The 19,987-nt window shown below is 58.6% G+C and carries 14 protein-coding genes and 2 pseudogenes; 4 read left to right on the forward strand and 12 right to left on the reverse strand.

Annotated elements, in window-relative coordinates; translation table 11 throughout:
- Positions 1 to 857 precede the first annotated feature (857 nt).
- Together IVA79_RS31925 and sugE are read left to right on the forward strand one after the other, a co-directional pair.
- Complete coding sequence (locus IVA79_RS31925) at positions 858 to 1,565, forward strand: SPASM domain-containing protein (protein WP_247560589.1); 708 nt, start codon at positions 858 to 860, stop codon at positions 1,563 to 1,565.
- 113 nt (positions 1,566 to 1,678) lie between these two features.
- A complete protein-coding gene (gene sugE / locus IVA79_RS31930) occupies positions 1,679 to 1,993 on the forward strand; it encodes a quaternary ammonium compound efflux SMR transporter SugE (RefSeq protein ID WP_247279066.1) in 315 nt (104 codons plus the stop codon).
- A gap of 1,866 nt (positions 1,994 to 3,859) precedes the next feature.
- On the opposite strand, the gene IVA79_RS31935 is transcribed toward sugE, so the two are convergent.
- A complete protein-coding gene (locus IVA79_RS31935) occupies positions 3,860 to 4,381 on the reverse strand; it encodes a thermonuclease family protein (RefSeq protein ID WP_247560590.1) in 522 nt (173 codons plus the stop codon).
- Positions 4,382 to 4,835: 454 nt separating this feature from the next.
- Positions 4,836 to 5,579: an energy-coupling factor ABC transporter permease gene (locus tag IVA79_RS31940; RefSeq protein ID WP_247560591.1), complete on the reverse strand. Its 744-nt coding sequence runs from the start codon at positions 5,577 to 5,579 to the stop codon at positions 4,836 to 4,838.
- Between the two features lie 721 nt (positions 5,580 to 6,300).
- On the opposite strand from IVA79_RS31940, the pseudogene IVA79_RS31945 reads away from it, so the two are divergent.
- A pseudogene (locus tag IVA79_RS31945) lies at positions 6,301 to 7,135 on the forward strand (RMD1 family protein).
- 1,006 nt (positions 7,136 to 8,141) lie between these two features.
- Here the strand turns inward: IVA79_RS31945 and IVA79_RS31950 are convergent.
- From IVA79_RS31950 to nifH, 8 genes and pseudogenes are all read right to left on the reverse strand, one after another.
- Positions 8,142 to 8,477 (reverse strand): hypothetical protein, encoded by a 336-nt coding sequence (locus IVA79_RS31950; protein ID WP_247560592.1) that lies wholly within the window; start codon positions 8,475 to 8,477, stop codon positions 8,142 to 8,144.
- A gap of 560 nt (positions 8,478 to 9,037) precedes the next feature.
- Entirely contained in the window at positions 9,038 to 9,334 is a 297-nt protein-coding gene (locus tag IVA79_RS31955) for a ferredoxin family protein (RefSeq protein ID WP_247560593.1), read from the reverse strand.
- Between the two features lie 41 nt (positions 9,335 to 9,375).
- A complete protein-coding gene (locus IVA79_RS31960) occupies positions 9,376 to 10,683 on the reverse strand; it encodes an FAD-dependent monooxygenase (RefSeq protein ID WP_247279061.1) in 1,308 nt (435 codons plus the stop codon).
- A gap of 11 nt (positions 10,684 to 10,694) precedes the next feature.
- Entirely contained in the window at positions 10,695 to 11,807 is a 1,113-nt protein-coding gene (locus IVA79_RS31965) for an electron transfer flavoprotein subunit alpha/FixB family protein (protein WP_247560733.1), read from the reverse strand.
- Positions 11,808 to 12,952: 1,145 nt separating this feature from the next.
- Positions 12,953 to 13,285, reverse strand: a complete 333-nt coding sequence (gene nifW / locus IVA79_RS31970) for a nitrogenase stabilizing/protective protein NifW (RefSeq protein ID WP_247560594.1) — start codon at positions 13,283 to 13,285, stop codon at positions 12,953 to 12,955.
- Between the two features lie 118 nt (positions 13,286 to 13,403).
- Positions 13,404 to 14,549: pseudogene (locus IVA79_RS31975) on the reverse strand (homocitrate synthase); the annotation flags it as partial.
- Between the two features lie 583 nt (positions 14,550 to 15,132).
- A complete protein-coding gene (locus IVA79_RS31980) occupies positions 15,133 to 15,861 on the reverse strand; it encodes a nitrogen fixation protein NifQ (RefSeq protein WP_247560595.1) in 729 nt (242 codons plus the stop codon).
- A 66-nt stretch (positions 15,862 to 15,927) separates the two neighbouring features.
- Positions 15,928 to 16,818, reverse strand: a complete 891-nt coding sequence (nifH, locus tag IVA79_RS31985) for a nitrogenase iron protein (RefSeq protein WP_026233535.1) — start codon at positions 16,816 to 16,818, stop codon at positions 15,928 to 15,930.
- A 522-nt stretch (positions 16,819 to 17,340) separates the two neighbouring features.
- On the opposite strand from nifH, the gene IVA79_RS31990 reads away from it, so the two are divergent.
- Positions 17,341 to 17,895 (forward strand): peroxiredoxin, encoded by a 555-nt coding sequence (locus tag IVA79_RS31990; RefSeq protein ID WP_247560596.1) that lies wholly within the window; start codon positions 17,341 to 17,343, stop codon positions 17,893 to 17,895.
- 899 nt (positions 17,896 to 18,794) lie between these two features.
- Here IVA79_RS31990 and IVA79_RS31995 read toward each other — a convergent pair.
- Positions 18,795 to 19,058, reverse strand: coding sequence for a hypothetical protein (locus IVA79_RS31995; RefSeq protein WP_247341862.1), 264 nt, complete (start codon positions 19,056 to 19,058; stop codon positions 18,795 to 18,797).
- 667 nt (positions 19,059 to 19,725) lie between these two features.
- Positions 19,726 to 19,863 (reverse strand): hypothetical protein, encoded by a 138-nt coding sequence (locus IVA79_RS37075; RefSeq protein ID WP_346658217.1) that lies wholly within the window; start codon positions 19,861 to 19,863, stop codon positions 19,726 to 19,728.
- Positions 19,864 to 19,987: the final 124 nt, after the last annotated feature.

Consider the following 19,987-nt stretch of genomic DNA (forward strand, 5'->3'; position numbering starts at 1 on the left):
ACCGGCCTGGTTTGCCTTGATATAGATCTCAGGGCCATTTATCAGCAAGAAGTCAGCACGTGGCGTCGCTGCGATCGATCGCCTAGCCTCATGCGACGTCCTCTTGAGTCTTGGTTTGCGCGTCATAGATTCTGATTCGCAGCATCGGAAACCGCTTCTTCAGCTCAGACTTTGCATTCTCGACGGGGCCAATGGCACTCGCAATCGGAACTTCGCGGGTCGATGCCGGCCACGTTGATCATGATGACGTGGCGCTCAGGGCTGCGGCTACACCGTCACGTTTTCATAAGAAAGCTGCCATTCAACTCATTCTCGAGAGAGTTTGAATCGTACGTAGCGTCATATTGTACGCTATCGATCCCGTAGAGTTGCGCTTCGGTTGCGGCATTTGGGACGACACTTATCGCGGACGTGTCGAGTTATAGACAGTACCGCCAATGGCATGACTGATGCTTGTTGGAATAAACGAGACGTTAGACCAACCCTATCGACACATGTGCATTCGGCAGCCGTCCAATCCTGCTGGACTGGTACGCTAAGGGGAGAGAGCCGTGGCGCTTTCTTCATCTGTCGCGACCGCGCTTGCGACGGTGCCGTGTCGCACTGATGGACGAAGAATCGAGAATGATGGATGAGCGAACCGGCATGAGATGCAACTCGACGGTCCCCTCAATATCTCTTTGTTCCAAATGCGGAGCGCGGAATTGGACAATATAGAATCGATGACTCTACAGGAGCTGCGCTCTGCGATCAGTGGCGGTAGGGTCTTGGAGATAACTACGACAACGGGCTGTGTCGTCGGATGTTCTTATTGCCCGCAGGACAAGTTTGCCGAACGGCAAAGAGCGATATCCGACGTGAAGCATCTTTCTCTCCAAGATTTCAAGCGATGTCTGGCGCGCGTACCAGCAGCTGTCGACATCAGCTTTTCCGGCTATTCGGAGCCTTGGCTCAATCCGGCTTGCACCGAAATGGTTGAGCATGCCTATGCGTGTGGTCATGGAATCCGGATTTTCACAACCCTAGTAGGAATGAACGGACGGGATCTAAGACGCTTGCGTGCGCTGCAGTTCCGCGTTTTCCTGGTGCATGTTTTTGATGACGGCACGCACATGGACAGTGGTCTCGTCAGGCGCAACTATGTCGATTTGATGCGCCAACTTGTCGATGCCGACATCTCATCGTTGCTCTTCATAGTCATGGGCGAGGTGCATCCCGATCTTGTCGGCATAATTCCTGACGAAGCGCTGGTTCGCTCGCGTCCGCTGCGCAGCAGGGCTGGCAACGGCAAGAAGATGGTTGGAGCGCGGCCGCCAATCATTCGAGCACTGACATGTCCTGACGAACGGCAATATCGTAATGTTCTTCTGCCAAACGGCGACGTTACTTTCTGCTGCATGGATTTTGAGCGACGACACGTTTTGGGCAACCTCCTCCGCGATAGGTACAAGGATCTCTTCGAAGGGGCAGCTTTTTGCAACATTGCCAATCGTATGAACGGAACGGACGGCTTTCTGCTTTGTCGATCGTGTGAATTCGCCGAACCAATAACGTCGGATTGCTGACTTTGAGAGAAGTTGACCCCCTTGGAGCGAATCGCGAGTCCTGGCAAGGATGGCCTTCCAGCTCATCACCACATCAGCCGCGGGGACGACCCTGCCATGAACGGAGGGCCGCCGTGGCCTGGAGCATTTTGTTGGTCGCCGGCCTGCTGGAGGTCGCCTGGGCAATCGGACTCAAATACACCGAGGGCTTTACCAAGCCCGTTCCGTCCGTGCTCACGCTCGCGGCCATGGCCGGCAGCGTGATCCTGCTCGGCTTGGCTCTAAAGACGCTGCCCATTGGAACTGCTTATGCGGTCTGGACCGGCATCGGCGCGGTTGGCACCGCAGCGCTCGGGATCATCCTGTTCGGAGAACCGGCCGCCGCGTTTCGCCTTGCCAGCATCGGACTGATCGTCGCCGGCATTGTCGGGCTGAAGCTCGTGTCCTGACGAAAACATCGAAAGCATTGACCCCACCAGGTCAGCGCCGCAACGATCGCCGAGGCAGGCACATAATTCTCCAGGCATAGAGGATCGAGATGGCCACGTTCCAGCCGCACCGCCGAGAGGCGCGGCGCCGACAATGGCGAGGAAATCGCCAAGAACAATACGCTGATGCAAGGCCTCTGGGCCGAGACCATCTGGCCGCGACCTGGTCGTGACGCGTGCGGACGATACGCCAGCCGCCCATCAGGGTCCCACCGGCATCGGTCTGGCACGATAGCACCACCCAGAACGGCACGAACAATTCGCCGCCGAGATCACCGTGCGAATAGAACGGCAATGAAGCTATACTGGCTGACCTCCGGGCGACGGTCAAGAAAGGTCGCTTGCCCGAGTTATACGATGCCTGATCTGCGGAGCAGCAGGGGAGAAGATGCAGACTGGCAGATCGTGTTCGTTTGCTCCGAACTGCTTCCGACCATCCCGCGTCAGCACCATCGGGGGGCTGCCGACCAGTTCATCTCTAAGATCGCAGTCAGTTGAGCTTGCGATCTCTGACTGAGTTCAGCTCCGCGCCTCGAATTACCGGTGCGACTTCATTGTGTGGTTGCAAAGAAGCTCGATCACCCAATCTCTTTCGCAGGAGCGTTCATGAAATCATCGAACTGGCGGTGCCGGCGCACGGCATTCGATTCGTGTTCGACCTCAGACCCGCGGCTGTTTGAACAACGACCGCTATTGTCGCGTAGACGACGACATCGCGATCGAACAACGCCGGGAGCTTGCATCGTGCCCGTCCGCACAGAGTCTGCACACAACGAGGGCAACGGGGCGACGCTGCGAGTTCAGTGGCTCACGCTTCGTTCTGGAAGGCGCGCGCACTTCGCGTTCGGAAGGTGACATGCGATCTGACGTTCTTGTTCGGGCTGCCGCAGCAGCTGCGCTCGTCGCATGCGGTGTTGCTCATTCAGCGGATCTCCAGCCAATCGTCAGCGGGCCATGCTGTTTCCAACCCAACGAACAGCTGCATTGTCTTCTGTGGCATTGTTGTGATCGGCGCCTGCAAGGCGGGTCCACACGTCCTTGTCACCGAAACCGCACGTGTGGTGTTAGGCTCCTTACCCGCACGGCCATATGCTGGAGCAGCCGTGGCTTGAAAAGGCAATTGCGGCCGACATCGCCAACAGCAGCGAAGTCCGCGAAGGTATCTATGCGGCGTTCCCGCGGCAAAGCGCGCAATTCGACTACCGTCGTTTCGATGGGCCCCTCGGAGCCGGCGTTGAGCAAGCACCTGCTTGGTCCATCAGATTTGAGTGCTAGTGTGTGAGTTTTGGCGGGACAGCATCTGGCGACGTCTGGGAATCAAGCTGCGAGCTGCTGGACATGTCAAAACCTGAAAGTTTGAGGCGAATGGAGTGGAGGTAGGCTGCATCCCAAGCCTCATTCCTGTTTGCCTACCTCGCCCAGTGGTGCCTTGAACGGCATTGGCCTTCTTTCTTCCGCTCAACCTGTATCCGGCGGAATCTGATTGTTGTTCCGTTCCACGCCTTTGTCTTGTTTAGGCTCCAGAGAGCCCACCATTTTTCCGAGTAAATGCGGCTCTCTCCCGAACTCGAAAAGGCGCCTGCTTGGCATGACCGCGAGTCCATGGTTCCGAAGAATTACGCCAAGAACGATGGCGTTCCTGCGGAGCTCGCGATTTTCTGTCTTTCGACTTTCGCGCTTACGAGAGCTTGAGGGCATCCTACTTGTTTGAGCATGGTTGGACGGCAGTGGTAAGCTTGCTCACTCCCCGGTCTACGCCAGCTCGCCCGCGACTGTCACTTTGTGCGGAACTGTCTCTGGGATATATTCTGGTGTGGGGACTACGAGTCAAGGGTGTGCATTCGCGTCGTCAGAACAGCTGGCTGGTCGACCACCTAACCGAATGCACGCTCGATATAGCCAAGGTACGGCAAAGCTGCCCGCCCACAAGCCCAGTCCGGCACGATCGGCCGCGCGTTGCGCAGCGTGGTATCGTCCCCTGGAGTATCGCGCCCAATCGAGCACGAGACCGTTACGCACCAACCATTCTCCGAGATCGATGCCGTCAGCTGAACAGATCGCCATCGTCCGTCCACACTCATCCTCCAGGATTGACAGACAACTGACTTCGCGCTCTGCAACGAAGCTTTCAAGATCGTTCGCTGCCCTGAGGCCACATCGATATGGATTGACGTTGATATCTCGGCACATTTGAGTCTTGTCCGGCGCGTCGATGCCCCAGAGCCGAACGCGTGTTCCGTGAATTTCCAGGGTGTCGGTGCTGATGACCTTTGCCGGCCCCGTCAATTCGCCGGCAAACACGATGCTGCACAGTGCGAGCATGGTCAACACCACGATCAATCCATACATGGCGATCTTCTTTTTCGAACTGCGAACATTCCGGCCGAGTGCTGCAGAGCGTGGGAAGCCGCCGAACGGCGTGCCATCGCGGCTGTGCTTAGGAGGCTGCTAATGTTGTATGGGTAAGCTCGTTCGACGGATAAATCCCCGTGTATCAGCAGCGCAAGACGCCCCTCGTGTCCAACCTCGCCCCCGATGCTCTGCGACCAGGCTGCTGCGCTGACCGCATCCCGCCATTCCTCCAGCTCGTTGCGGCAGTTCGCTTTGGCCGCATCACGCACCAGCAAGTCGAATTCGGCAGTACGCGTCCGCTCATTAGCGACCGGGCCGACGCAGACGGCCGGCCGCAAGTCGGCGAGATATGATTTCCTGGTCGCCTTGTGCGGAATGAGCATAAGCTCGACCCCCTCGCTGCCACCGATAGCAGCGAGCGAGCGTCGCCCGGGATCGCGGCAGCCGGCTGCTATCGGGCAAAGTTTACGCATCGCTTGAGCAAAACGGGCGACATGGCGGCCATCGTTGCTATCAACAGCAACATGCCTTCTAAAAGCGATGGGCGACAGATCCCCTCGCACTCACGCCGCCCAATTTGTTTCGCGAGCGCCAGCACGGCCAGATCAGCTACCGGCTCGACCAAGGCCACAACAACTGCATAGAAAACTGCGAACGATGCGACGTGACCGAGGTTGGCGGCGCCGAAACCTACGCCATACAGCGCCCAAAACGCGACCGAGACAACGATAGCGGATTGATACGCAGTTGAGAACGCAATCGCGTTACTGTACTGCAGATCGCGATAGGTGGCCTTGGATGGAATGAGCCGCTTGGCGAGCGCCCGGACCGCAAACAGCGGCACTAGAAGCGTCGTGGCATTCATAGCATTTTGCGACCGGTCGGTCGGAACAAAGAGGACGCCTTGCAGCAAAAGGCCGAGCGCAAGACCAAAGGCAGCCGGCGCAGCGCCGAACAACAGTGACAGCGTCGAGCGCAGGACGAAGTGCACTTCGGAGACCCCAACCGTAAAGTGCGGCAGGATTTCGAAAAGCGTGAACACAAGGCCACTCGCGGCGATGGTTTGCATAGCAAATGACAGAGCGCCCCGCTCGCGTATAGCCACAAGCTTGGCGATGACGCAGCGCGTCGCAGTGCCTGTCGCGTACCTCAACACGAGCTTGGCGCCTGTTACTATTCCCGGTTCGATATGCACGGTCTCAAGTCCTTTCTGCCGTTGTACTCGGGCCTTGGCTCAAGAATTTGCCGGGACCGTCGTGTGGCTGACGGTTGGAAAACGGCACTTCACCTTCGCCACCCTCGGTCCACTGGTCACGTCCTGTTTTCGCCAGAGCGGAGCGGATGTGCACTCCGCCTTCGCTCGGTCATTGCGACATTTGATAGCAACAGCTATGCCAGCGCCGCTGCGGCGGTTAAGGCTCTGATTGCCTTGAAACATCCCGCGGCGCGCAGGATTCGCCGTGTTCTGTAGCCGACACGCTCTGGAGGAAATTGAACACACATCGTGGCCAGTCTTTGGTCAACCTGTGCCGTTTCACACAATCATTTTCGCTCGCCCGTTGAAGCGGTAAATCCTGACGCCGCTGGCGCGAAGACACCGGTTCGGCATCAATCTTGCTCGACCTTGTTCGAGGACGGCGCCTACGGCGCAGCCAAATGTTTGGCGGCCCGGGTCGTCGAATTCCTCGAAGAGCTTGCTGGGTCGTTCGATTGACGTTGCGGCCAAGCATGCACGAACATGCAAATGGCGACGCACCCATCCAAACTTGGAGCCGGCATTTTCTGGATCGCAGCATCATCTCTCAGGGACGCGCCCGGCAAATTCCGCTGCACGATCTGCAACGAAGTTCTGGACGTGTTTGAAGGTCCCGGGGGAACGCTATCGTGTCGCAGTCAAACCGGATGCTAAAGTGAACATGCATCAACTTACGCCCGGTAAGCCTGCCGTCTCCGAACAGACGGCGGCCACCTCGATGCTGAGTATTCGCGCAGTCATGCTGGGCGATCGCATCAACCCGTCGGCTCTCGAAATCGGACCGCTGACGTCCTCGACGCCGATCGCTTTCCGCATTCATGCGGGCCTTGTCGTGATCTTCCGCTATGGCGTTGTAGTGCTCATCGGATTATCGCCCTCGGAAGAAACCGCTCTGATCGAAACGCTGATATCGCAGGTCATCGGTGAACTCCAGCTCCTACGAGGAGGAGAGCGCGCAGGCGCAGCTCTGCAACGACCAGAGCGCCGAGGTCATCCTCCCGGGCGGACGGATTTGTCTCAGAGAATTTAGCGACGATCGGCTGCTGCTGATCGCCGATACGCTAGCCAAGAGCACGGCGTTGGAGCGAGATGAGCGCCGTATCGCCGCGGTGTTCGACGTGATCGAACCCTTTGCACGCGAACTAGCCGAGCACGGCCGGACGCCGCGGGGCCGCAAGGGCATTCTCCAACTGATCGGCAATGCGTTCCTGGTCCAGCAGCGCGTCGCGCGCCGCGTCGCCATTGCCGAAAAGCTCGACGCACTCTGGGAGAAGCGGGAACTCGAGCGGCTCTATTCGCGTCTGAAAGACGAATACGAACTGAAGGAGCGTCTTGAGATGCTTGAGCGCAAGCTGTCGGGCATATCCGGAACGGCTAACGCACTGACGGACATCATCGACACACGGCGCTCGCTGCGTCTTGAGTGGATTATAGTCGTGCTGATCGTGATGGAAGTTGCGATCGGATGCTTTCAGATTATTACAGCAGCTCACTGAATGCGGCTGGCCCCAGCGCGTGAGGCGCCTTCGTGGGGTTTGAGCGGGCCTACTGACCGACCTGACCGGCATTGACCTGGGACGCGCCGTTCGGCCGCACTCAGCTGCGTTTTTCGGCTATGTCTTCGCCGTGCTCGTGGACACGAGGTTCGGCGAAATCCCGGTGCGCCCACGAACACAGCGAATAGCCGTGGCGAGTTCGTATCCCCGGGGATCGAGCGAGGATAGGGGATGTATGGCAGACGCGCGGCTGAGCGTTCATGTCGACGATCCAGCGCCACCCAAGAAGGCCGTTTTGCCCAATTTGCAGCGGGCCGCCACTCAGCTTCTCTGCTATTGTTGACTTGGTCGCGGCATACTTGCCAGGCCTTTCCCCGCCGCCCCAGGGCGCAGCCAGCGACTACCGAAACAAGGACGGTCGATTTCACCAGGAGCCCCACTGAGTTGATCGACTGCCTTTCGCCGCTTTGCCACATCGCCGCGGCTCGGTCGACGTGTCCTGCCGTGATTTCCCTTGCGTGGCTGTCAGCGAACGGTTGCATGATTCGCCAGCGCGCAAACGCGCGCTGCAACGGAACATGAAAGCTCAGAACTGCGGATCTCGTCCTCGCTAACGCGAAGCTCGCCGAGCGTGACGCGGCCGGGGACTGCGACCGGGCGTGCATAGCGGCTCCGCGTCAGCGATAAACACTGAACGGATGACAAAGGAATTACGCCGCGAATTTCGACTCGGTTTTGAGCTCGCAAGCAAGCGCCTAGATTTTCTGACGTCGGCATCCGCACTGGACATTCCATCTACAGGACTGTCCCTCAAAGCGCCCTCGGCAGCTCCTCTCAAATCTACTTCCGAACCGATCCCGGCATGGCGATCCTTCGCTGGCTGGTTCAGGAGCCGGGCGAGCCTGAGGCCCTCAAGGACTCCTTCGAGCCGCTGTTCGCGAATGATTGCGGCCAGCAGCGAACGGCCTCCTCCCGATCGACGGTGAAGCAGACGTCAGGTGCTCGCTCAACCAACAGGACCAGCAAGGTCCGGAAGGTCAGCAACGTGGTGGCGTAAGGTCGAGACCACATCATTCGCGAGATAGCTCGCCAAATCAGCATTCGGCGGCGGATCAAAGTCCAAGTCGACCTCGGCGCGCTTCTCGATCGCATGTCGTATCAACTCGCGCTGCCGTCTTGCATTCATCGAGAGCATGAACACCGCATCCGCGAGGTTCTCGCGCGGCGAGCTTCTCAGTTCGGCTATGCGGGCCTTGATGTCGCCGACCGAACTCTCATGGCGTGCTTCTGCTCGCCGAGCGTTAGCGGCTGCCCTGCTCGTTTGTAATCGAACCATCGTCATGCTCTCCGGCCGACCATATATCCCGGCGATACAGGCGAATGAAAGTGCAAACTTGTGTGCTGCATGCGCGCAGCCCGCCTGACGAACGCGCAACCGGCGGTCGCGCGAAGGAGTCACAAAGCGCTAATTTCGTGATCCGCTCGTGCCTGTCTGTCTACAAGGCGCTCGATGGCACGTTCGTCGGGCCGGCGGCTATGGCGAAGCGAAGTCCTGCTTCCAGCGTTCCGTTTGTAGGTGATAGGCAGCGTCGCGAGGCAGTGCCGGCAGGCGGATCGCCGCGAACTCCAAGAAGGACGAAACCGGCAAGATATTGGGGAAGAGAACAGGATTGGTCGACAGATCCGAGATGGACGAGCTAATGCCGCCAATGCGTTGCGCCCTGTTTCGGATCCGCTCGCTTTGGCTATCTCCGGTGCATATTATAGCGGAACCTGGCAAGGGCCCGCCCGGTAGATGGAAAGATCGGGACTCGATTGAATCAGGTGAAATCTCAATTTCGCGCGTGATCTCGTTGTATCGCGAGAACGCCGCAGCCTGCCAATCAGCCGCTACCCGAAGCTTTAACCAAATTTGAATAGCACACCGTAACCGCCACGTGGGTAGCTCCACTCGATATCACCACTTTCTTCGCAGATCACCCGGCAGGTGCCGCACTCGATACACCCGTCGACTGTCACCTCAATATGACCTTTATCGCTGAGCTCGTAGCACCGTGCAGGGCAGGCCTTCAGCATCGATAAGAGCCTCGAGGATGGTGTGGTGTGCGGCCGCACCTTGATATGGGCGCGGCCGGAATCAACGAGATAGCGGTTGTAGAACAGTTTGTCCTCGACACGTCGGGATGGCTCGCTCGGCATTGTTAATGGCTCCGTCGTTCGTCGTTGTCTTTGGTTTGTGATCACCGCCAGGCCCGGGCAATGCGCAGGGCATCGCTGAACAGTCCACTCCACGACCGCGCCTTGATGAACGAGCTCAGCATCAGCTTCTCTTTCTCAAGCTTTGGTGTTCCGTCGACGCGCACGTAATCCTGCATCGCCTTGGAGAAGAGCTGCGGATATGTGAGAAAGAAGTTCTGCGAGTGGGTATGCATAAGTGCCGGCATATCCTTGTACTTCTTCAGGTCCTTGATCACGAACGAATCATTCAGCAGCTTTTTGTAAAGCGAAAGATTTTTGGCCGTCATCGGATCATTTCGCGATTTGATAAGGCAGATCGCTTCCGCGGCAATACGGCCCGACGTCATCGCCAGATTGGACCCCTCGCGATGGATGGCGTTGTTGAGCTGTGCGGCGTCTCCGACAACGACCCAGCCCTCACCACAAAGCTGCGGGATCGCCTTGTATCCACCTTCGGGGATCAAATGCGCGGAATATTCCTTTACTTCCGAACCCTCGATCAACGGCGCGACGGACGGATGACGCTTGAAGCCCTCGAGCAGGCCGTAAGGCGTCTCGCCGGTACGCTGGAAGTCGGCAACAAGACAGCCGATACCGAGCGATATGCATTCCTTGTTGGAATAGATGAAGCCCATACCGGTCATGCCGCGGGAGATGGTTCCGGCGGCTTCGATGACGAGCCCCTCGTCGCCTTTGAGATTGAAGCGAGCATCGATTGTCTCGCGCGATAGGAAATGCATCTCCTTGACCGCGAGTGCGACCTTGTCCGGTTTCGGCCGCCCTCTTAAGCCCGCACCCGTCCCCAGCACTCCGTTCACCCCCTCGGCCAGCACGACGACATCTGCATGGATTTCACCTCCATCTCGGTCTGTGCGCACCCCGACGACCCTCCCATGGGAATCCTGGAGGAGCTCGGTCACCGTGGTCTCACATAGCACTGTGGCGCCGGCCTCGCGGACCTTCTGCGAGAACCATTTATCGAACTGGGCGCGGATGATGGTGTAGCGGTTCGGCTTCTCCTCGTTGAAATCATCGGAGCGATAGTGAATCCCCGTGTGCGAACGCTCGTCGACGATCCAGAAGCGTTGCTCGACGAGATGCCGCTCAAGCGGTGCATCTTCTCGGAAATTCGGGATCAGCTTCTCCAGCATATCGGCATAGAGGATGGCGCCTTGCACGTTCTTCGACCCCGAATACTCGCCGCGCTCCAGCTGCAGCACTTTTAGGCCCCGTTCGGCCATGATCAGCGCTGCCGCATTCCCGCCCATTCCAGCACCGACGACGATCGCGTCGAATCTTTCCTCGATCATAACAAGCTCCCCTAACCAGCGATGCGGTCGTGCGAGTGCGGCGACAGCTGCGCGCGGAATGCAGAGGTCAATGCGGGCAACAGTCGAATGGCGTCGGTGACGATGCCGATATGGGCGAAGTCGAAGATCGGAGCGTTCTTGTCGGTGTTGATGGCCACGATGAGGTCGCCCCCCTCTACGCCAACGCGATGCTGGATGGCGCCGGAAATACCGGCCGCGATATAGAGCTTTGGCCGAATGGTTTTCCCGGTCTGGCCGATTTGTCGGTCCGAGGTGACCCAGCCCTTCTGGACCAGCGGCCGCGAGCAGCCATATTCGGCGCCAAGCACGTCCGCGAGCTGCTGTACCAGTTGGAAGTTCTCAGGCGACCCCAGACCGAGCCCTCCAGCGACGACCACGTCGGCATAGGCAAGGTTGGACTTTTTAGAATCGCGGTCTGGCAGGAACGACAGCACTTTTGTGACGATATCTTCTTCTACAAGCCCGAGCGGATGCGAGATGACGCGCCAGACCGCGCCGGTCACGCGCTCGGGCATCGGCATCACGCGCGGACGGACCGTTGCCATCTGTGGACGGTAGTTCAGTGTGTAGATCGTGCACAATAGTGAGCCGCCAAACGTCGGCCGGGTCGCTGCAAGCGAGCCGTCGGCATCGACATCGAGCTCGGTGCAGTCGGCAGTTAGGCCGGTGAGCAGTGTGGTGGCCACTGAACCGGCGAGATCGCGGCCGAGTGTAGTTGCCCCTAGGAGTAGGATTTCCGGCTTGTACGTATTGACCAGCTCTGACAGGGCCTTCGTGTAGGATTCATTGCGATAATCGGCCAAGAGATCATCCGCGACGATATAGGCGAGGTCGGCGCCGTAGCAGAAGGATTCGGCGACCGCCTGCTGCGTTGTCTCCCCGACTGGGCCGATGACAACCGCGGCGAGGTCAACGTTGAGCTTGTCGGCAAGCCGTCGGCCGGCACCCATCAGCTCCCAGGAGACGGGGTGTACTATCCCGCGTTCCTGCTCGATGAAGACCCAGACGTGCTTATACGCTTTGAATCGTTCGGGCAGCTCCTTCTTGGTCGCCGCGCGACCACCACCCGCGGCCGGAGCTGCGCTTTTGGGTGCGGTGCTCATCATCTGTACTCCCATCCGTGTTCAGTAGCGGCTCGCTAGCGACGCGTGCTCCGCCTCCAGCTTTGAATTCGCGGGTGAAGATTGCTTCAGTTAACGTTCGGCCGCGTGCCCGCCGTCATTTTGTCAACACCGCCTGGCAGCAGCGCGGGGCCGAGACACCCATTGCTGGATTTTTGTCGACGAGTCCGGAAGCACGCGCTTCGGGTTCTTTCCGGGTTTGGCATTCTGGGACCACCATTTGGCAACTAGTGAGGCACGCAACCGCGCGGTCACGCGAGCCGATCGATTGGTCCCCCTCATCTTCGAGATGCAACCGAGCTGGAACAGATCGAGGACCTACCAGAGGCTCGGCTGGTGCCATTGTCGGCCGCGAGCTTGCCGGTGACAACGCGATCCATTACTCTGAATGCCCTCGCAATCTTGCCGATTGCAGCGACACGCTCGCAACTCTTGGCGAGGGCACCAGGGCCGGCGGTGAAGCCGCCCGTCAACGGCGCCGCGCGGCCGGCGCTGGAGAGCAAGGGGTTCCCCCGGGAAGTCTCGGCCATAGATCGGCCAACGGGAGTGATTTCGTCGACGAATCTTTGGCGCGGATCAAGCGCAGCTTTCAGCTCAGCCAGGCCGGAATATGCAACCATCGCTTTGGCGTCGCGACGCATCATGATGCCGACAGGCAGCGCGCGCGAAACTGCGCGGCGTCCAAAACCAACTCGATGCGGACCAAGATGTGCATTCGCTTCTCCAGACTAGCTGAGCATATGTCAGCAATTGTCGTACCAATTGCGCAGACGATGAAAATTGACCGCCAATACAGAATCTTACTGAAGGACATCGGATTGGCAGCCTCTCACGAGGATCGGAACATTAGAAACCGTGCTGACCCGTGTCCGGAATGCGACAGAAGACAGTCATCCGAACCTTGCTGCGCTTTCCTCGCCACATATGCGCCCCCCGCTGCCGGTCGTACCATTGCAGGAGATAGCTGCACCATGAGACCAGCTTGAAACGACGGAAATATCCGGGCTGAGCCGTGATTACCTTAAGGAGCCGAGTGTCCAGGCTGCGGATCCGCGAGGCCGTAACTGCAACTTGGGGCGTTGGCAGGTTCTCTGAACCTTCACGCTCCAGAGCACGAGCAATTCAATTCACTCCAAAGAACCGAGCTGCACCAATGCTGGACGCTTGTTCGGTTGTGGTGCGGCCGCATCCTTCAGGACCTTGAACACGCGCTGTTCGATCGGGGAGGACGTGACGAAGTCGGCATAGGCGCGCTCAAGCGTGGCCTTGCAACGCGAGGCGATGTCAGGATCTGATGCACCGGTAAACTCCTCGCCGGCGAGATATTGACCCATGCGACGCAGGATATGAAGCCGCGCCACGTCGATGATTTTCGCATCGTACTCGACGCCGAGCAGTGCAAAAAACTCCTCTGCCGCCGAGGCCTTGTTCAATTGCGAAAGGATCCCGTCCGTCGTCATTTTCAACCTCCATTAGATCCGCGCCGAGAAACCGTCCTGGCTCGAATGTTCCAACCTGATCGCGCGATGCGCATGGCTGACCACCCGATCGCCCTTGGTTGACGAGCGATCTCTCGTGAATGTCGCGCCAGATCGCCACCACCGTTTTCTGGGAAACCGGACCTTTGTGCTCGATGGCATGCTTGCTGACGCGCGCGAGAATGGTTTCGGTTTGCTCGGCGGTGACCGAAAGCTGCAACTCGGACAAGAGCGAAGTGATAGCGGCAAGGCCTGAATGCTTGCCGATCACAATGCGGTGGGAGCGGCCGAGTAACCCCGGGTCCAGCGCTTGGTAGGTCGGCCGGTCTTTTTGAGAGCCCACGTGGATGCCGGGTTTATGGGTAACGACATGCTCGCCGACAATCGCCTTGTTGAGCGCAATGGTGCGGCACGCTGCGGCTGCAACGGCGGCCGCGAGCTTTTCCAGTTCAGATACCAGCACGCCGGTATCACGGCCGTAGAGCTGCCTAACTGCGACGGCAACTTCCTCCAGCGGCGAATTGCCGGCTCGCTCGCCCAGTCCAATGACCGTCACAGAGGCATGCGTCGCACCGGCCTTGATCGACGCCAGCGTATTAGCCGTCGCCAGCCCAAGATCGTCATGGCCGTCGAATTCGAGCTCGAGTTCGGTGCTGGCGCGCAGTGCGGCCACGAGCGCGAAGGACGCGTCGGGATCGAGCACGCTCAGCGTATCTGCGACACGAAAGCGCCGCGCGCTGGCCGCCTTGGCGATTGCGATCAGGTCGATCAGGAAGTTGACATCGACACGCGAGGGGTCTTCGCCACCCACCGCAACATCCAGTCCCTTGGTGCGAGCAAAGGCCATGACGCGCTCCACCCGCTCCAGCGCGGCCAAGCGGCCGCCACCGAGTTTCGCTGCAATCTGCACGTCGGACGATGGAATCGAAAGGCTGACCATCGAAACACCGGCCTCGATCGCCGCATCGACGTCCTCGGGTTTCATCCGGCACCAGCCAATGATCGTGGCCCCAAGGCCCGCTTCGATCGCTCGGATCGCGGTAATCTCTTCCTGACCCATCGCCGGCGTTCCGGCCTTGATCTGCGTGACTCCGGCCGCGGCCAGCGCACGCGCGATCGAGACCTTTTCCGGTGTCGTGAAGGCCACGCCAGGTGTCTGTTCGCCGTCGCGCGAGTTGGTGTCGTTAAGGACTATGGACCTCGACCGATCTTTGTCGGGCCCGGTGATTGCGGCGGCGAACGCCATCAGCGGCTCCGTATGTTTATTCCGGCAGCTGTTTAGCAACTGCTGTGCCAACCCGCTCGAATTCCCAAGAACCTGTGAATGACGCGAATTTCAGATTAGTCGGGTGTGTCGCAAATCCGACAGGGTGGAAACGGCGGAGCGCCAGGTTCGGTGCGCTTGCGACCGAGCTGAAGGCAGACGCCGAGCTTGGAAGCTTGCTAGCCGGCCAACGGTTCGGGCCTCACCTCAAGCTACAGCACTTCGGGGAAGGCGCGTGCATTCCGGCGCTTATCGAAGACGATTTTTGAGCCATCGGGTTCGGTCCAACCACAAGTCGGTGTTCGTAAACAAGTTCAGCTGGGCGCGATCAAGAGGCGGATGTTGGCGTCGATCGTCGCGTCAACATAGAACATCTCGGCGGTAAATGTGACGGTCGCCTCCGCCAGTTATCAAGCCGCGATCATCAGGCGCCGCCGCGTCCTGCTTAGGCCGCCTGCGCGAAGTTGTTTTTGTCTTTTCAAACTCTCAGTCTCGTCGTGTGACAGCTGGCCGAAAGCTCGTCCGACACCGGGACTCGCGCCAGGAGGGGGCATCCATTATGAGCTCAGTCTTGCGAACTTGGAATGGCTTGGACTGAGTCATCGAGACGACGCAGATGATCCCGCCGGCGTCCGGCCATCCGGCTCTCCCCGCTCTCCTCGCCGAAGCAAAGATCAAAATCATTGCATTCCGTGCAGACCGGCGTGGTACACATCACCAGACCGTCATCTTCGCATAGCGTGCGATAGAAGAAGCGCTTCCAGCGCATGTTCTTGGTGTTGCGAGCCGCCAGCGGCCCGAAATGGCGCATCAGGAGGCGGGACAATTCGTCCCGCTCCCGCAGACCGAGATCTTCCCACAGGTGATTAGGCTCCATGGCGCGCCGCGCGATCATCGTCGCGAGCCAACCGCCGACCTCGCCATGAGTGGAACGTTGCGCAAGCAGGAGGTCGCGCACCATAATCGTGTCGTCAGGAGACGGTAACGCGGACTGTTCGCGCCAGGTACAACTCCTGACTGGGGTGGATGGGAAGCATTGCACCAAGAGCGCATCGAGCTCCTGGTTAGTCAAGCCAGCCCGTTCGGGAAGTTGGCCGCCATCCATAGCGGATGCGGCAAGAACGCAAGCGAGCACATGGCGATCGAAATCGTCATCGTCGCTGATGTCGACTTCTGTTGGATGGCGCCCGGTCAGAAGCCCGTAGAGCTCACTTGCGTCGCGCTGCTCGGCGATGTGAGCTGCTGATACAGGAGATGACATCGTATCGGCCAATTTGCTTTGTGTGCCAATCATGAAGGTCCCCCAGCTTCTGAGTGGACGATGTCGGCCTTCCCCGGTCGAGAAGGCCGACAACATGAACTATGCCGAAACAGCGGCGAGCTCGGCGGCGGTCTTGCCGACCAGGCTCTCGTCGACAGGCTTGATGATCCCGTGCTCCATGAGCATATCCTCGAGCTCGTCCATGCTGATTGGCGTCGGGATGGCGCCTTGTCCCGCATTATTGTGGATCTTGGTCGCGAGATTACGATAGTGATCCGCCTGCTTGGACTCTGGCGCGTATTCCAGCACAGTCATGCGGCGCAGCTCCGCGTGCTGCACGACATTGTCTCGTGGCACGAAGTAGATCAGCCGGCTGCCGAGCTTCTTGGCAAGAGCATCTGCCAGCTCCAGCTCCTTGTCGGTCTGCCGCTCGTTGCAGATCAGGCCGCCGAGGCGCACGCCGCCGGAATTCGCGTACTTCAGAATACCCTTGGAGATGTTGTTGGCGGCATACATCGCCATCATCTCGCCGGACATCACGATGTAGATTTCCTGTGCCTTGTTCTCGCGGATAGGCATCGCGAAGCCACCGCAGACAACGTCGCCGAGCACGTCGTAAGACACGTAGTCGATGTCCTCATAGGCGCCATTCTCCTCCAGAAAGTTGATCGAAGTGATCACGCCTCTTCCGGCGCACCCGACCCCCGGCTCTGGACCGCCGGACTCGACGCATCGAATGTCCTTGTAGCCGAGTTTGATGACGTCCTCGATTTCGAGGTCCTCAACGCTGCCGGCATTCGCCGCCAGACTCAGAATGGTGTCCTGCGCTTTGGCGTGCAGGATGAGGCGAGTCGAATCCGCTTTCGGATCACAGCCGACGATGAGAATCCTTTGGCCCAGCTCAGCAAGAGCCGCCAGCGTATTTTGCGACGTTGTCGATTTACCGATGCCACCCTTGCCATAAAACGCGATTTGTCTCAGCGAAGACATGTTGCTCTCCATCAACCGATTGCCAATTTTTCGCGCGGAACGCGCGAGGCTGTTTCTCTCTCAGAAACGTGGGCACACGGGTTTCGGGAAGGAGGCCATCGCTCGCCATCGGCGTCGGCGTGCCCTCAGCCCTCACTCGTTGTTGCTGCATCCAGTTAGCAACGGACGTGCCATTCGTTCGCACGCGCGTTAAGCATCTGACTAGGCTCGACTAATAGCGCAGTGTCCGAGACGGGATGCTGTAGCGGACCTGACAGCGGCAAGAGCTCTGAGACAAACCCGACAAAGCCCGGCGCGTGGATTCCACTGCGAGTACGGGCGAAAGAGCGCGGAACGGGGAATGCCGGGGCCAAGTCAATTGAGGACCCCACGCTGCAGATGGGGTTCGAGGACACGCCAGCATCAAAGGCGAATGTTCCACGACCGGCATGATGGGTACTTGCCGTAAGTTCGGGTGGCATATCGCTTGCTTTGCCAGTCGCGGAACGCTGTTTCCGTGTGACGCGATGTTGTGAGGACAATATGCCTGGAATTGGAAGTAAGTTGCCGCCGTTCGACATCACAGGCGTGAAGCCCGGCTTTCACCTGCAAGAGGAGAACGGGCAGAGCGCCTTCGAGACGCTGACTGAGAGGAGTTTCCCCGGAAAATGGAAAGTCATCTTCTTTTACCCGAAGGATTTTACATTCGTCTGCCCAACCGAAATCGCTGAGTTTGCTCGCCTGTCCAAGCATTTCGCCGATCGCGATGCAGTCGTGCTTGGTGGCTCGACTGATAACGAGTTCTGCAAGCTCGCCTGGCGGCGTGAGAACAAGGATCTGCACCGTCTATCGATCTGGCAGTTTGCCGACACCAAGGGCGCACTGGTCGATAGCCTTGGAGTGCGATCGCGTGATGGCATCGCGCATCGCTACACCTTCATCGTCGATCCTGAGAACACGATCCAGCATGTCTATGCGACAAGCCTCAATGTCGGCCGCAGCCCGACTGACACGTTACGCGTTCTGGATGCGATACAGACTAATGAGCTCTGCCCTTGCAACCGCGAAATCGGCGGCGACACGCTTAAAATTGCCTGAGGCAACATATCGAAAGTGCAGCAAGGAGCAGCTCCCGCATTCGAAGGACGTCAGATTCAATCGTTTGTCGGATACCAGATGAGACGATCTTACCGCAAATGCGGCCTGCTGCTAGCGAGTGCGGCCCGCAATCAATTCTCATTGGCCGACGTGGAGTCTGCCGCGGCCGCCGCGCTGTCCGCGCGCGGCACTCGCGGCGGCGAAATCGACGGTCTCGATGATAACGATGAACAATATTCCCACTGCTTTTCTCACCTCACAACAAATTCCGCATAGAAGAGGATGCCGGCGCGGCTCCGCATGAACATACAAAATGCTTGTACGCTTCTGCGCCTGCTGTATGCACATCTTCTGCCGGACTTCCTATATTGTCGCGGTAGGCCGGACCGCGGCTATTCCCTCTGCGGCTTGCCGGCCGGCAGCATCATCAGAGCGATCTGCGTCAGCCGCAGGCCGCTAATGCTGTAGGCCGACGATGTCGGCCCCGGACTGGGAAAAATGGTGCCAAGCTCCCTCTTGGGGGCAACTAGGTTCCAGTCGCTGCGCCTCGAGAAGTATGGAGGCAGAGGGAGATGACTCAGCGCCGAATGATGTCTACCGGCCGAGATGATGATCCGCCGGCACGCTCGCGAACCGTATTTCCAGGCTCGGTAAATCTATATTCACGATGTAAGCCGCACAGTGAGACGAACGAGTCGGCTTTATCAGTCCCTGAATTGAAACCGTGACAATCTACGGTTTAGGCCAATTGACTGGTCTATCGGAAAACCGGTCAGCTCGTTCATCGCGCGAGCTGACCCAAGGGCGCAGGGACCTGAAACGATCAGGTGGCGACGGTCGTAAGCCGTCTGGCCGTCTCGATCATCACGCCGGTCAATTTCCGAACATTCACACGTATCTCAGCGCTGGTGACCCAAGCCAATCCCCAGGGTACGTGCTTTCTGTCTTAGAGAGCCCTCGGATCGCTTCATAAGCTTTGAAACCCTAGCTACAGGGGTGCGGGCCTTTGAGTGCGCTTTGAGCAGCTTGACGTCATCCTTACTATACTCTTTGCGCTTGGTGCTTTTTGCCACGTGTTCTCCGATTTCGCTTTGCACATCTGCCTGTAGCGTCTTGTTTTTGGCGAAGACGCAACTGCTTCCCATTACCATATCAATGGTCATCCACAACTATTCAAGCGGATTTTTCTCTTCGAGACGAGAATTGGAACTACACGCGAATTTGTCCTCTGTCCTCTGGATCTTTATCTGCGTGACAAACCCGATTTTCGACGTGCACGCAGCCCCTTCAACATGGAAGCAAGCCATAGAGAACGCTCGATGCGTCGTCGAAAAACAACGCGAAAAGCGCTTCTTGCTTGAATGCGCCGCCTTCACTCATCAATTTCGTAGTGTGATATTTCCAGGCGCCGATACTATTGATGGAGTAGCGCGGATCGGCCGGGGCAGTCGCACTGCCTCACTTGCGCGCGCACGCGAAAGCAAACGTCTTCTCCTATTTTCTCAAGTCCTGCGGACTTAAGGAGCGAGTACTCACAAAGGCAAATCTTGCAACGCCTGACCGTTACTCCTCGTCAGCTGATCGAGCAGGTTCGCTCATCCCCATTTGATCTACCGCAGTATCCTTGGTTTAATAAGCCACGTTGAGATACCCAGGCAATTCCGCCTTCAGCGGACATTTCTGCGAGACATCGCCTGCCCGCCTCATGGACCCGATGAACGAGCGAGTGACCTGATCGTGATATTTCCGGGCCCGGGCACTACGGCATGGCAAGCAACCCGCGGGCCTAGCCGTCCTGTGTCAGCTTGGCACCGGAAGGCGATTGGTTGATCATGACTTGCCAGAGCGCTTGGTCAGCACAATGCCGACGGCGCGGTGTGGATCATTCGTGATCTGTACACAGTGATCTCCACTGTCGAGCAGATGCAGGTCGAACTTTCCAAGCCGGCGGAACGGACTCTGCGTCATGTCGGACGCCTCGCAAGAGGGCAAGATGGGGAACTTTCTGCCGGAGCGTAAGGCAGGGTTCAGAGGGCTGTATCAATAGCGGCGAGCGTCTGCTCGATCTCCGTCAAGTCGCCTTCGAGCACCA

Origin of the sequence: Bradyrhizobium sp. 138 (genome assembly GCF_023074075.1) — a bacterium.
Taxonomy (GTDB): domain Bacteria; phylum Pseudomonadota; class Alphaproteobacteria; order Rhizobiales; family Xanthobacteraceae; genus Bradyrhizobium.